Raw genomic sequence first — 12971 nt, forward strand, 5'->3', positions numbered from 1 at the left:
CAGGCTGACCGGGGCGTCGCCGGCGGCGGCCGGGGTCGGCGCGGTGCCGCCCAGTTCCTTCAGCGCCTGGGTGAAGCCATAGCGCAGGTACAGCTCGCTCAGCGCCGGCACGTCCGGCTCGCGCAGGCCCAGCTGCTGCGGGCCGGCGTCCAGTTCCACGTTGGTGCGGATGGTGACCAGGTCACGGTTGAGCGGCAGGCGCTCCAGCGCGGCGCGCAGGTTCTCGCCGATCTTGCCCTTCATGGTCGGCGCGGCGGCCATCACCCCGTCCAGGGTCTGGTACTCGGCCAGCCACTTGGCGGCGGTCTTGGGGCCGCACTTCTCCACCCCGGGCACGTTGTCCACGGTGTCGCCCATCAGTGCCAGCAGGTCGATGATCTGGTCGGCGCGCACGCCGAATTTGTCCATCACCGCCGCATCCGAGTCCATGCGGCTGCCGGTCATGGTGTTGACCAGTTCGATGCCGGGGCGAACCAGCTGTGCGAAGTCCTTGTCGCCGGTCGAGATGGTCACCTGCAGGCCCTGTTGCTGGCCCTGCAGGGCCAGGGTGCCGATCACATCGTCGGCCTCCACGCCCGGCACCCGCAGGATGGTCAGACCCAGCGCCTCGACGATGCGGCACATCGGTTCCACCTGCGGGCGCAGGTCGTCGGGCATCGGCGGGCGGTTGGCCTTGTAGTCGGCGTACAGGTCGTCGCGGAAGGTCTTGCCGGGCGCATCGACCACGAACGCCACGTATTCAGGACGCTCCTTCAAGGTCGCGCGCAGCATGTTGACCACGCCGAACAGCGCGCCGGTCGGTTCACCGGCGGCGTTGGACAGTGGCGGGAGCGCATGGAACGCGCGGTACAGGTAACTGGACCCGTCAATCAGGACTAATCTGCTCATGCGACGATTCTACGCACCCGGCCATGTACATTCGCGGCACCGGCGTCACAAGGCATGGGGCATAATCAGGGTTCCCCGCCTCTGGAGCCTGTGCCGATGAAGATCCTGCTGCTGGCCGCCGTGCTTGCACTGGCTGGATGTGCCTCCACCGGCGGTGGCGGAATGCCCCCGGTCGATGTCAGTGGCGCGGATGTCTCCAGGCGCTCCCTCGACAATGGCGACACCATCGAGGAATACCGGGTGAGCGGCCAGCTGCGCATGGTCAAGGTCACCCCGGCACGTGGCGCACCCTATTACATGTACGACGGCAACGGCGACGGCAAGCTGGACAGCAACCGCGACGGCGTCTCGCCGGTGTACTGGAAGCTTTACAGCTGGTGAGGGCGGTCCGCAGTACGTAATGAATACCCCGGAACGTCGCAAGCCGCTTGACCCCGCCCTTCTGCGCGAAGGGCTGACCCCCGAACAGCTGAAAGCCGTGGAAACGCTCGAGTATTTCGGCTGGTCGCTGCGCTTCGTGCGCCGGCCGCTGTTCCGCGACCCGGTTCCGGTGCTGTATGACAGCACCGGCAGCAAGTACTTGGTGTTGAACGCCGACGGTACGCTGGACGAGTCGCAGACGCTCAAGATCCGTCCGTGATGCGGTTCCCCCCGTAGAGCGGGGCTCTGCCCCGCTTGCCGGGCAAAGCCCGGCACTACAGTCAGCGAATGACCAGCACCGGAATCGTGCTGCGCGCCAGCACCTCGGCGGTCTGGCTGCCCAGCAGCACCCGGGTCACGCCACGACGGCCGTGCGAGGTCATCACGATCAGGTCGCTGCTGCGCTCGGTGGCGGTGTCAATGATGCCGTCTGCGGCATAGCGATCCAGTACGTGCACCGTGTTGACGGCGATGCCCTGGGCATCCGCGGCGGCCTTGGCCGGGGTCAGGATCTCCTGCGCGCTGGTCTCGCGGTCGGCTTTGTACTCCGGGCTGTTGATGTAGCCCACGCTCCAGCCCATGGCATCGTACATGCCGACCGCCCAAGGCTCGGAGACGGTCACGATATCGACTTCCGCGCCCAGGTCCTTGGCCAGTTCCAGACCCTTGTCCAGGCCCTTGGCCGCCAGTTCCGAACCGTCGGTGGCAATGAGAATGCGCTTGTACATGGCGGGCTCCGTGCAATGAGGTGGGGACTACCATTGCACACCCGGCGTGCACGAACCGCCTTGAGCCGGATCAATTGCCCGGGCCGGTCCCTCAACGCCGATGCAGGCCGCGCCGGTTCGTGACCGCCATCACAACCAGCCCGGTGGCCGCCAGCGTCGCCCAGAACGACCAGCCCAGCGTCACCGGGGTGGCCGGTACGCAGCGCATCCGCACCAGGTCCAGGCTGCCCCCGTTGCCCAGGCAGCTGGCCGCGTGTTCGAACAGGGCCAGTACCGGTGCTGCCCAGCCGGCCGACAGCGTCAGCGCGACCAGCACAGCCAGCAGATACGGAATTCCCTTGTTCATATGCACGCTCCCAGCGGACAGCGTCCGACTCTGGGCGCGCGGCCAGGAGCGTTCAAGCGGGATGCGACGAAGCGGGGGAAACGGCGGATGGGATGGGGAATGGGGGGATGGGCCCTCCGCGCAGGGACGCGCCATGCGCGTCCGCAGCTAGCCCATCCATACCCGCCAGCCGTTGCCGGCTCGTGCCCATTCAAACTCTACCGGCAGGAATTTCTCGATCAGCCGCGCATTGCTGGTCAGATGGTCACTGATGACATGCGTGGTGAACGAACCCCCCCCCGCCAGCGCCATCGGCAACAACAACTGGTCGCTCAGATGCTCGCCCACGCAGGCTCCGCCGTCGAGGTACTGCTGGACCTCATCTGCCAGGCGTGCGCCGACCTGCTCGGCACTGATGCCGCGCTCGCCGTGGCCGGTGAATACTTCCACCTGCGCGCCATGACGCACGCGCACCTGGGCCACGTTGCCCGGGCCCAGCGCCGGGCGCAGCGACTGCACGTGGCGCGGATGCGGGTCCACGCCCAGTCGATCGGCCAGCACCTGCAGCTCGCGCAGGCCGATGCTGCCGGACAGCCCCGACATCAGCACGCCCGCTTCGACGCTCAGTGGATTGCCACGGCTTTCCAGCACGCACGGCTGCAACGAGGCACAGGGGTTCACCTGCACCTTGAAGCGGCCACCGCCGGCCGGATAGAACCCATGCTGGTGCAGCGCGAACGTGGACTGCACGCCCATCTGCGCCAGCGCCGGCAGATAGCTTTCGGCAATGAAGTCCGCGCTGGGGGCCATCGGGTTGTGGGTGCCGCCTTCCAGCAGCAGCGTGGACGGCACCGCCGCCTGCCACAACGCCGGCAGCACGGTCTGCAGCACCAGCGTGGCCGAGCCGGCGCTGCCGGTGGCGAAGTGGTAGTCACCGCCACGCACCGCGCCGGGCTCGAAGCGCAGCGCGGTCGCGCCCAACGCAGCACCGTGGACCCGCGCCTGGCCAACGCTGGCCGCCGCAGTCACTGCGGTCAGATGCTGGCGCATCAGGCCCGGGCGGCGGCGACCGCCGCGGATGTTGCTCATGCTGAAGCCAATACCGGTGCACAGGCTCAGCGTCAGCGCCGAGCGCAGCAGCTGGCCGCCGCCCTCGGTGCCGTCCAGTTCAATCATCTCCATGTCGTGGTTCCTCCTGCCTGTTGCCGTGCGCGGCGCAGTGTCCGCCGCGCACGTGTTGCTTCATCCCTTCACACACACCACCTGACGCAGCGTGTGCACGATTTCCACCAGGTCGCGCTGTGCCTCCATCACCGCCTCAATCGGCTTGTAGGCTGCGGGCGACTCGTCCACCACCTCCGCGTCCTTGCGGCATTCCACGTGCGCGGTGGCCTTGGCGTGCTCGTCAACGGTGATCAGCTTGCGCGCCTGGGTACGGCTCATGACACGCCCTGCGCCGTGGCTGCAGCTGTTGAAGCTGTCGGCATTGCCCAGGCCACGCACGATGAAGCTCTTGGCTCCCATGCTGCCCGGAATGATGCCCAGCTCACCCTTGCGTGCGCTCACCGCGCCCTTTCGGGTCACGAACACGTCCTTGCCGAAGTGGTGCTCACGGCTGACGTAGTTGTGGTGGCAGTTCACCGCCTCGGCTGCGGCCTCGAACGGCTTGCTGATCACCTTGCGTGCCGCTTCGACCACGTGGCGCATCATGATCTCGCGGTTGAGGCGGGCGTAACGCTGCGCCCAGTCCACCGCGAACACATAGTCGCCGTAGTGTTCGCTGCCTTCCGGCAGGTACGCAAGATCCTGGTCGGGCAGGTTGATCATCCAGCGCCGCATGTCCTGCTTGGCGAGTTCGATGAAGTGGGTGCCGATGGCGTTGCCCACCCCGCGCGAGCCGGAGTGCAGCATGAACCACACACGGTCTTCCTGGTCCAGGCACACTTCCACGAAGTGATTGCCGGTACCCAGGGTGCCCAGGTGCTTGAGGTTGTTGGTGTTTTTCAGGCGCGGGTGGCGCTGGCAGATCAGCTCGAAGTCGGCCACAAGCTGCGACCAGCCTTCAATCGCCAGCTCCGGCGGCGCATTCCACGCGCCCTTGTCACGCGGCCCGACGGTACGGCCGTGCGGTACGGCTCGCTCGATCGCGCTGCGCAGCCCGGCCAGGTTGTCCGGCAGGTCGTTGGCCACCAGGGTGGTCCGTGCGGCGATCATGCCGCAGCCGATGTCCACGCCCACCGCCGCCGGCACGATCGCGCCGATGGTCGGCACCACCGAGCCCACCGTGGCGCCCTTGCCCAGGTGCACGTCAGGCATCACCGCGATCCAGCGATGGATGAAGGGCAGCCTGGCGATGTTCTGCAGCTGTTCGCGCGCGGCGTCTTCCAGCGGCACGCCGCGGGTCCACAGTTTGATCGGGGCAGCGCCCGGCTGATGGATGACGTCGTAGTTGTTGTGGGTCTGGGTGTTGCACATGGCGTGTTTCCTTCTGCCGTGAATCAAATCGGAGGCGCAGTGACGGTGCGGTCGGGGTCTGGGCCGTGCCCGGCTGGCCCCATTGCCAGCCGGGCGATCCCGCGGCGACGTCCTCTCGCCTGCAACGCGGTGCGTCCCGTCTTGCCAGGAATAGAGCAATGCCCGTGCCAACTTCTGCGGAGCGGCTGCATGAATTTGATTTTGTTGACTTTTCAGAGGAATCGAGTACCACCCGCCTCTCAGCGACCCCCACTTCGTATATCCTTTGCGCGACTTGTTTATACAGGCGTATACATGGCTAAGCGGCAGGTCGTGTTCGGCATGCTCGGCACCCAGCTCGACACCGGGTCGGGGCCCAAGCGCTGGGAAAAATGGCGACCGACGGTCGCGCTCGGCATGCACGAGGACTTCGTGCCAGACCGGGTGGAGCTGCTGCTGGACGAGCGCCGCTTCGGCAAGCTGGCCACGCAGGTCTGCGAGGACCTGGTGCAGATGGCCCCGGACCTGGAAGTGCACCGGCATGACGTGTACATGGCCGATCCCTGGGAGTTCGAGGGCGTGTATGCGTGCCTGCATGACTTGCTGGCCGCGTACCCGTTCGCGCCGGACGAGGAGGATTACTACATCCACATCACCACCGGCACGCACGTCAGCCAGATCTGCTGGTTCCTGCTGACCGAAAGCCGCCACTTTCCCGGCCGCCTGCTGCAGACCTCGCCGCCGCGCAAGCAGGACAGCGACCAGGCCGGCACCTATGCACTGATTGACCTGGATCTTTCGCGCTACGACCGCATCGCACAGCGCTTCGCCCAGCAGCAGCTGCATGATCGCGATCTGCTGAAGAGCGGCATTGCCACCCGCAACGCCGCCTTCAACCGCATGATCGAACAGATCGAGATCGTCGCCACGCGTTCGCGTGCCCCGATGCTGCTGACCGGTCCCACCGGGGCCGGCAAGAGTCACCTGGCCCGGCGCGTGTTCGACCTGAAGAAGCTCAAGCACCAGCTGCCGGGCCGCTTCGTTGAGGTGAACTGCGCCACGCTGCGGGGCGATGGCGCGATGAGCACGCTGTTCGGCCACACCAAGGGCGCGTATACCGGGGCTGCCAGCGACCGGGCGGGCCTGCTGCGCTCAGCGCATCAGGGGCTGCTGTTCCTGGACGAGATTGGTGAGCTGGGCCTGGACGAACAGGCCATGCTGCTGCGGGCGCTGGAGGACAAGCGCTTCCTGCCGGTGGGCAGCGATCGCGAGGTGGAGAGTGACTTCCAGCTGATCGCGGGTACCAACCGCGACCTGCAGGAGGCGGTGCGTGCCGGGCGGTTCCGTGAAGACTTGCTGGCACGCTTGAACCTGTGGACCTACCAGCTGCCGGGACTGGCGCAGCGGCGTGAGGACATCGAACCGAACCTGGCGTTTGAGCTGGAGCGTTTCTCACGCGAACAGCATCAGCAGGTGCGGTTCAATGCGGAGGCACGCGCGCGGTATCTAGCGTTTGCGACCGGTGCGGACGCGGCGTGGGCTGGCAACTTCCGCGATCTGGGTGCCTCGGTGATGCGGCTGGCGACACTGGCCAATGCCGGACGCATCCAGACCGAGGGCGTGGAGGAGGAGATCACGCGACTGCGGCACCAATGGTCGGGGGGTGTGGCACCTTCCGCACTGGATGCGCTACTGGGCGACGGGGTGCATGAGCTGGACCGTTTTGACCGGGTGCAGCTGGAAGACGTGGTGCGTGTGTGCGCGCAGGCGAAGTCGCTGTCTGCAGCCGGGCGCACGTTGTTTGCGGTGTCGAGGACCCAGCGCGCCAGCACCAACGATGCAGACCGGTTGCGCAAGTATCTGGCGCGGTTCGGGTTGGATTGGGAACAGGTGCGGGGCGCGCCTGGCTGAGGTGCGTCGTCACCATACGCACCCTCCCTTCGACTCGGGAACCGCGAGCACGCCCGGATCAACGAGCAACGGCAGCGGCGCGATGCATTCGGCCGGATGCGGCATCTGGCGGTCGGCCACCTGCAGGTCGAAACGCACCTGCAGGTTCATCCAGAACCACGGGGACGTGTCGAAATAGTGCGCCAGCCGCACCGCCGTGTCGGCACTGATGGCAGCGGTACCTCGTGTGATACCGGCAATGCGCGTGTGGGAAACCTGCAGCGCCTCGGCCAGGGCCCGACGGGAGATGTTGTGCGGGCGCATGAAGTCTTCGACAAGGATCTGTCCGGGGTGAAGCGGAGGGACATCACGACGCAGTGTGCACGTGATGGCGCGCGCGTCGATCAGGTAGTCCGCACCGCCGATGTCGTCATTCGCGGGTACGTCCGGCCAGTTGTTGTGCATGGCAGATCTCTCCAGTAGGTAGGGGGCCTCACCCCGGACGGGCGAGAGGACACCACCTTGCAGGAGATGCGCGGCAACGGACATAGCCAAATGCGAAAAGATGCTGTGTTTGTGCCAGAAGCGTCAACGGCAACGTGTGCGCGAGGGAGTGCTGCCCCTGCACTGATCCATCGTGGCCAGGCGGATCTCGCGCTCGAGAGTCGTGGGCGTACCTGGGGCGATGACGCCTGGGCTTCCCTGCGCGGTCAGAATGATCTGATGCCCCTGGTGCACGATCGCCATCGGCGTACCCTCACTGAAGCCGACATCGCGCAGCCACGTGCCGCGGAGCGTCATGCAGGCCGATGCGCGTTTGAGTTTCGCTTTCCTGGTAAGCGAGCGCGCCTTCTTCTTCCTGCGGCACTTCGACATCTCTCTCCTCCCTGGGTATCAAAGGAGAGAGCGTGCAATGCCGTGTGACGGAGGGACAGCTGCAATGACGCAGTTGGCACGTTGTGCCGGGCCGCCTGGTTATGCCGTGCGGACTACGCGGGCACCCTGGCACAGCGGGTAGGTCGCGACCAGTTCGGCAATGCGTTCATTCAACGTATCGAAGCTGCTGCCATAGAGGTACAACGCTGTTTCGGTCGGGCCCTGCCACCAGCTGCACACTTCGCCGACACCTTCGATGCTGGCCACGATCTTCTCGAACAGCTCGTTGGAATCGTACTGTTCGTACACCTCGTCCGGCAGATCGGTGCCGTTGAGGTACAGGCCCAGGCCTTCGGTCACGCCAAATGCTTCATCCGCCGCGCCGGCACGCTGCACCAGCGAACCCTTCGGTGCGCCCAGCTGGTCCATCAGCGCCACGATCTTGGGCAGGTCGTCGGCATTGTTCAGGGCGACTTCGATGTCGCCGTATTCGACTTCGCCGTCGTCGGTGAGCGCGGTGCCGCCGCCGGTGATCTCGCCCAGCGATGCGCCTTCCAGCAGGCCCTCGAGCGGATCCTCGAACAGCACGTGGCGATGCTCGGGCTGCAGGCGGGCGTTGAGCTTGAGGGTGACGATGAGCGGGGTGTCGGTCACGGGGGCAGTCCGGTGGTGGTCGGCAGCCATTGTACGTCGGTGGTGCTTACGGATCGTCCGACCACGCGGGGCGTGAGGGGTGTCGGCTCGGGGAGCGTGAGGGTGACGGCTCGGGGGGCGTGCGGGGCGTGCGGGGCGGATTCAATGCCCGGCCAGTCGGCGAACACCTGCTCAGCGGTTGGGCTGCGCAGGCGGTTCTGGCTGCAGAGGAAAAGGACGTTGCGGGTCACAGCACCGTCAGGTTGGCGTAGGCCATCACCAGCCACTTGCTGCCGGCTTCGGCAAATTCCACCTGCACGCGCGCGTGCGCCCCGCTGCCCTCGTAGTCGGTGACCATGCCCTCGCCGAAGCGGGCGTGGGTGACCATCGCACCGAGCTTCAGCGGCGGCGCTTCGATCGCGGCATGGCCCATGACCCGGTTGGCCCCCAGCGAGGCGGGACGGGCGACCTGCACCTTCGGCCGAACTTCGTTGAGCAGCTCGCGTGGGATCTCGCGCAGGAAACGCGAGGGCACGTTGTAGTTGTCCTGGCCATGGATGCGGCGCGACTCGGCGTAGCTCAGCACCAGTTTCTGCCGCGCGCGGGTGATGCCCACGTAGGCCAGGCGGCGCTCTTCCTCCAGCCGGCCACTCTCCTCCAGCGAGCGGGCGCTGGGGAACAGGCCGTCTTCCATGCCGGCCAGGAACACCAGCGGGAATTCCAGGCCCTTGGCCGAATGCAGGGTCATCAGCTGTACGCCCTCCTCGCCCGCCTGGGCCTGGCCTTCGCCAGCCTCCAGCGAGGCGTAGGACAGGAAGGCGACCAGCTCGCTCATGGTCTCGCCGGTCTCTTCGATGTCGTCTTCGCGGCGGGTGAAGCGCGAGGCGACCGAAATCAGTTCATCAAGGTTGTCCGAACGCGATTCGGAGTCGAGCGTGTTGCGGCTTTCCTTGGCCCAGTGATCGCGCAGACCCGAGCGCAGCAGCACGTGATCGATGCGCTCGGCCAGGGTCATTTCACCGGCTTCATGCTGCAGCTGGTTGACCAGGGTCAGGAAGCCGGCCAGCGCGTTTCGGGCACGGGCCGCCAGCTCATTGCCCTGCGCGGTCAGCATGGTGGCTTCCCACAACGAAATGGCCTGGCTGCGCGCCAGCCGGCGCACCTCGTCCAGGGTGCGGTCGCCAATGCCGCGCGTGGGGGTGTTCACGGCACGCTCGAAGGCGGCGTCGTCATCGCGGTTGGTCATCAACCGCAGGTAGGCGAGCGCGTCCTTGATTTCGGCGCGCTCGAAGAAGCGCATGCCGCCGTACACGCGGTACGGCACCTGTTCGGAGATCAGCGCTTCTTCAAACGCGCGCGACTGCGCGTTGCTGCGGTACAGAACGGCGGCATCGGCGTAACTGCCGCCGTCGCGGACCCACTGGCGGGCACGCTCGACCACATAGCGCGCTTCATCCATTTCGTTGTACGCCGCGTACAGATCGATCGGCTCGCCGTCGCCGCTGTCGGTCCACAGTTCCTTGCCGATGCGGTCGGGATTGTGCGCGATCACGGCGTTGGCGGCGCCGAGAATGTTGGCGCTGGAGCGGTAGTTCTGCTCCAGGCGCACGGTCTGCGCGCCGGGAAAATCCTTCAGGAAGCGCTGGACGTTCTCCACCTTGGCCCCGCGCCAGCCGTAGATGGCCTGGTCGTCATCGCCCACCACGAACACGTGGCCGCTGTCGCCGGCCAGCACACGCACGAAGGCGTACTGGATGGCATTGGTGTCCTGGAATTCGTCGACCAGGATCTCGCGGAAGCGCGAGCGGTAGTGCGCCAGCAGGGCCGGGTTGTCGCGCAGCAGTTCATGCGCGCGCAGCAGCAGCTCGGCGAAATCCACCAGCCCGGCGCGGTCGCAGCGCTCCTGGTAGGCCGCATAGGCCTGGCGCATGGTCTCCAGCCAGTGATCACTGGGCTCGGGCTGGATGTGCTGCGGGCGGCGGCCTTCGTCCTTCTGCTCGTTGATCCACCAGGCAATCTGCTTGGGTGGGTACTTGCCGTCGTCGATCTCCAGCTGCTGCACGACGCGCTTGACCAGCCGCAGCTGGTCATCCGAATCCAGTACCTGGAAGCTGTCGGGCAGCTTGGCTTCGGCGAAGTGCAGACGCAGCAGGCGGTGCGCCAGCCCGTGGAAGGTGCCGATCCACATGCCGCGGCTGCCATGCGGCAACTGCGCGTCGATGCGGTGGCGCATTTCGCCGGCGGCCTTGTTGGTGAACGTGACCGCGAAAATGCCATGCGTGGGCACGCCGAAGACTTCATGCAGCCAGGCGATGCGGTGGGTCAGTACGCGGGTCTTGCCGGAACCGGCACCGGCCAACACCAGATGGTGGCCGGGCGGGGCGGACACGGCCTCGCGCTGGGCGGGGTTGAGCCCGTCGAGCAGGTGGGAGACATCCATGCCGCCATTTTACCCCGGTCGGTGACGCACCGGGGCAGCACATGCAACGGGTTCAGGCAATCGCGACGCGCGAGGCCTGTTGCGCCTGCACCCGCAGTTCCGGAATCGCCAGGCTTTCCCAAAGGGTGCCGATACGCAGGCTGCCGACCAGCCACAGGCCGGGCTGCGGCGCACCGTGGGTATCGTGCAGCTGGCCGGTGTCCGGGTCGGCATCCAGCCCCAGTCCATGCGGGCCGGGGCGCGCAAAGCCATCGCCCAGCAGCTGCTGCAGCAGCGGATTGCGCAGGCCCAGCGCCCGGGTTTCCACCCCGGTGGCGTTGATCAATGCGCCCACATTGAAGGGCGGCGTGCCACGCCCATGCACCTGAAGATTGGCGTCCTGCACCAGCACGGCATCCAGCCGCGCGCGATGGCGCTGCAGCCGGCCGCTCTGCTCCGCCGCCGTCAGCTGCTCATGCACGGATTCGGCGATGCGATGACGATGCACATCCCAATAGCGCACCACGTGGCGCAGGAAACGGCGCTGGTCGGCCTCATCCAGGCTGCGCCACAGCGCCTGCCCGAGCGGCCGGATGCGGTCCATGACGGCCTGCCACGGCAAGCCCTGCGCCTCCGCGGCACGCACGTGCGCACGCAACCGGCGCATGCGCGCGCGCAGGCTCCCGTGCAGCAGTGGCTGCGGATCGAAGTCCGCGCTACCGCCATGTGCATGCGGCAATGGCAGCAGCGCATGCCGCGAAAGCACATGAATGCGGCCGCGATGGCCGGCCGACAGCAGCGAAACCACACAGTCGGCCATGCTCAGGCCGGTGCCGATAATGGCGAGATCCTGATCGCCGGCGAGCATTCGCACACCGTCGTAGTCCCAGGCGTCCACGACCTTGCCGGGCGGCAAGGCATTGCCTTCGGGCAATGGCAGCGGACGCATGCTGTTGCCGCAGGCCAGTACCACCTGGGCCGCCTGCCAGTTTTCGCCTGCCGCCTGCTGCAGCAGGTGCCCGCCGGACTGCGGCTGCAGGGAGATGACGGCATCGTGGACGACCTGCAGAGTACCGGCGCTGGCGGCTTCCGCCTCGGTCAGGCGCTGCTGCAGATAGTCCGCGTATTCCAGGCGTGGCACATACTGCTCGGCCAGCGTGGCATCGGCCGCTTCACGACGCGCGAGGAGATGATCGAGAAAATCCGTGGGCTGCTCGGGAAACCCGCTCATCTTGCCGGCGGGCACGTTGAGCAGGTGCTCGGGCCACGGTGTGGCGTAGGCGATGCCCTGGGCCACGCCGGACGCAGGCTCGAACAGGGCGATGCGCTGGCCGGGTGCTGCCGCGCGCAGCGCGTTGATCGCGGTAAGCACGCCGGCTGCACCGCCGCCGATGATGGCCAGGTCCACCTGGCAGGAAGGCTGGATTTCCGTCATGGCGGCATTGTAGGCCATGCGCGGCGGCAGTCCCTGACTGCCGGCTGCGCTACATCAGCGCATCGGCGAGGCGTGCGATGCCTTCGCGTGAACGCTTCCATGCAGGGCGCTCACGCCAGGTGCGCAGGTCCAGCTGGGTGGCATGTTCGAGGTAGTTGTCCTCGATGTGGACCAGCTGCCGGACCAGGCGTGTGTCGTAGCAGAGCAGGCCGATTTCGGCATTCAGCGCGAACGAACGGATGTCAAGGTTGATCGAACCAAGCAGGGCGATGTCGTCGTCCACGGTGAGATGCTTGGCGTGCAGGAAATGCGGTTTGTACAACGCAATGCGCACGCCGCAGCGCAGCAGTTCATCGTAATACGCTTCCTGCGCCCAGGCGGTGAGGCGCTGGTTGTTGCTGGCCGACAGGATCAGCTGCACCTTGACGCCTGAGAGCGCGGCAATGCGCAGCGCGCTGAGGGTAGCTTCGTCGGGGACGAAGTACGGGGTGACCAGGACGATGCGGCGACGGGCCAGATGGATCAGCGCGTTCACCGCGTCGCGTGCATTGCTGTACGGGTACGCGGGGCCGCTGGGCAGCAGCTGGGTCGGCATGTCGGCGGCGCAGACCGGCACGCTGGCCATCACATCAAGTCGCTGTCCGGTTTCGATGTACCAGTCGCTGGCGAACACGGCTTCAAGGTGGGCGACGGCGGGTCCGCGCACGCGGGCAACCAGTTCACGATTGGAGAAGCCGGGCACGAAGCCGGCCTGGGCCAGGTTCTGCGAGCCAACGTAGGCGACCTTGTTGTCGATGACCGCGATCTTGCGGTGATTGCGCAGGTCCATGCGTCCGCTGCGCCGCCAGCGCAGGCCACCGGGCAGCATGGCGCGCACGTCCACGCCCACGGCCTGCAGGCGAT

At 66.7% G+C, this 12971-nt stretch carries 14 protein-coding genes and 1 pseudogene; 3 read left to right on the top strand and 12 right to left on the bottom strand.

The window, feature by feature from the left end:
- Positions 1 to 888 (bottom strand): 5'-3' exonuclease H3TH domain-containing protein (locus tag EGJ34_RS16970; RefSeq protein WP_312023040.1); only part of this gene is annotated, 888 nt, incomplete at its 3' end.
- Positions 889 to 984: 96 nt separating this feature from the next.
- On the opposite strand from EGJ34_RS16970, the gene EGJ34_RS16975 reads away from it, so the two are divergent.
- Together EGJ34_RS16975 and EGJ34_RS16980 are read left to right on the top strand one after the other, a co-directional pair.
- Positions 985 to 1269, top strand: coding sequence for a DUF2782 domain-containing protein (locus tag EGJ34_RS16975; protein WP_125361668.1), 285 nt, complete (start codon positions 985 to 987; stop codon positions 1267 to 1269).
- Between the two features lie 19 nt (positions 1270 to 1288).
- A complete protein-coding gene (locus tag EGJ34_RS16980; protein ID WP_125361669.1) occupies positions 1289 to 1528 on the top strand; it encodes a hypothetical protein in 240 nt (79 codons plus the stop codon).
- Positions 1529 to 1589: 61 nt separating this feature from the next.
- Here the strand turns inward: EGJ34_RS16980 and EGJ34_RS16985 are convergent, their stop codons facing one another.
- The 4 genes from EGJ34_RS16985 to EGJ34_RS17000 form a co-directional block, all read right to left on the bottom strand.
- The gene (locus EGJ34_RS16985) at positions 1590 to 2036 is read right to left on the bottom strand and encodes a universal stress protein (RefSeq protein ID WP_125361670.1); all 447 of its coding nucleotides are present in this window, start codon (positions 2034 to 2036) and stop codon (positions 1590 to 1592) included.
- Positions 2037 to 2127: 91 nt separating this feature from the next.
- Positions 2128 to 2382, bottom strand: coding sequence for a hypothetical protein (locus EGJ34_RS16990; protein ID WP_125361671.1), 255 nt, complete (start codon positions 2380 to 2382; stop codon positions 2128 to 2130).
- Between the two features lie 147 nt (positions 2383 to 2529).
- A complete protein-coding gene (gene rtcA, locus EGJ34_RS16995) occupies positions 2530 to 3543 on the bottom strand; it encodes an RNA 3'-terminal phosphate cyclase (RefSeq protein WP_125361672.1) in 1014 nt (337 codons plus the stop codon).
- A 60-nt stretch (positions 3544 to 3603) separates the two neighbouring features.
- A complete protein-coding gene (locus tag EGJ34_RS17000) occupies positions 3604 to 4836 on the bottom strand; it encodes an RtcB family protein (protein WP_125361673.1) in 1233 nt (410 codons plus the stop codon).
- 294 nt (positions 4837 to 5130) lie between these two features.
- Between EGJ34_RS17000 and rtcR the strand changes: the two genes are divergently transcribed.
- Complete coding sequence (rtcR, locus tag EGJ34_RS17005; RefSeq protein WP_125361674.1) at positions 5131 to 6726, top strand: RNA repair transcriptional activator RtcR; 1596 nt, start codon at positions 5131 to 5133, stop codon at positions 6724 to 6726.
- A gap of 9 nt (positions 6727 to 6735) precedes the next feature.
- Here rtcR and EGJ34_RS17010 read toward each other — a convergent pair whose 3' ends face one another.
- From EGJ34_RS17010 to EGJ34_RS17040, 7 genes and pseudogenes are all read right to left on the bottom strand, one after another.
- Positions 6736 to 7170, bottom strand: a complete 435-nt coding sequence (locus EGJ34_RS17010) for a HigA family addiction module antitoxin (protein WP_260477035.1) — start codon at positions 7168 to 7170, stop codon at positions 6736 to 6738.
- Positions 7171 to 7293: 123 nt separating this feature from the next.
- Positions 7294 to 7581, bottom strand: a complete 288-nt coding sequence (locus tag EGJ34_RS17015; protein WP_125361675.1) for a hypothetical protein — start codon at positions 7579 to 7581, stop codon at positions 7294 to 7296.
- A 99-nt stretch (positions 7582 to 7680) separates the two neighbouring features.
- Positions 7681 to 8235: a hypothetical protein gene (locus EGJ34_RS17020; RefSeq protein ID WP_125361676.1), complete on the bottom strand. Its 555-nt coding sequence runs from the start codon at positions 8233 to 8235 to the stop codon at positions 7681 to 7683.
- 134 nt (positions 8236 to 8369) lie between these two features.
- Positions 8370 to 8465, bottom strand: a pseudogene (locus EGJ34_RS22765) (phosphotyrosine protein phosphatase); the annotation flags it as partial.
- Positions 8462 to 10654, bottom strand: a complete 2193-nt coding sequence (gene uvrD, locus EGJ34_RS17030; RefSeq protein WP_125361677.1) for a DNA helicase II — start codon at positions 10652 to 10654, stop codon at positions 8462 to 8464. The gene uvrD and the pseudogene EGJ34_RS22765, both read right to left, overlap by 4 nt.
- A 52-nt stretch (positions 10655 to 10706) precedes the next feature.
- The gene (locus EGJ34_RS17035; RefSeq protein ID WP_125361678.1) at positions 10707 to 12086 is read right to left on the bottom strand and encodes an FAD/NAD(P)-binding protein; all 1380 of its coding nucleotides are present in this window, start codon (positions 12084 to 12086) and stop codon (positions 10707 to 10709) included.
- A 31-nt stretch (positions 12087 to 12117) separates the two neighbouring features.
- A partial coding sequence (locus EGJ34_RS17040; RefSeq protein WP_260477036.1) for a phospholipase D-like domain-containing protein occupies positions 12118 to 12971 on the bottom strand: 854 nt, incomplete at its 5' end.

Source organism: Stenotrophomonas sp. 278 (genome assembly GCF_003935715.1).
GTDB classification, from domain to species: domain Bacteria; phylum Pseudomonadota; class Gammaproteobacteria; order Xanthomonadales; family Xanthomonadaceae; genus Stenotrophomonas; species Stenotrophomonas maltophilia_AH.

Bases quoted from the DNA above. Each gene is read 5' to 3' on its own strand.
- EGJ34_RS16990 (WP_125361671.1), bottom strand. From the start codon at position 2,382: ATGAACAAGGGAATTCCGTATCTGCTGGCTGTGCTGGTCGCGCTGACG.
- EGJ34_RS16975 (WP_125361668.1), top strand. From the start codon at position 985: ATGAAGATCCTGCTGCTGGCCGCCGTGCTTGCACTGGCTGGATGTGCC.
- EGJ34_RS17000 (WP_125361673.1), bottom strand. From the start codon at position 4,836: ATGTGCAACACCCAGACCCACAACAACTACGACGTCATCCATCAGCCG.
- EGJ34_RS16980 (WP_125361669.1), top strand. From the start codon at position 1,289: ATGAATACCCCGGAACGTCGCAAGCCGCTTGACCCCGCCCTTCTGCGC.
- EGJ34_RS17010 (WP_260477035.1), bottom strand. From the start codon at position 7,170: ATGCACAACAACTGGCCGGACGTACCCGCGAATGACGACATCGGCGGT.
- rtcR (WP_125361674.1), top strand. From the start codon at position 5,131: ATGGCTAAGCGGCAGGTCGTGTTCGGCATGCTCGGCACCCAGCTCGAC.
- EGJ34_RS17015 (WP_125361675.1), bottom strand. From the start codon at position 7,581: ATGTCGAAGTGCCGCAGGAAGAAGAAGGCGCGCTCGCTTACCAGGAAA.
- EGJ34_RS17035 (WP_125361678.1), bottom strand. From the start codon at position 12,086: ATGGCCTACAATGCCGCCATGACGGAAATCCAGCCTTCCTGCCAGGTG.
- rtcA (WP_125361672.1), bottom strand. From the start codon at position 3,543: ATGGAGATGATTGAACTGGACGGCACCGAGGGCGGCGGCCAGCTGCTG.
- EGJ34_RS16985 (WP_125361670.1), bottom strand. From the start codon at position 2,036: ATGTACAAGCGCATTCTCATTGCCACCGACGGTTCGGAACTGGCGGCC.
- uvrD (WP_125361677.1), bottom strand. From the start codon at position 10,654: ATGGATGTCTCCCACCTGCTCGACGGGCTCAACCCCGCCCAGCGCGAG.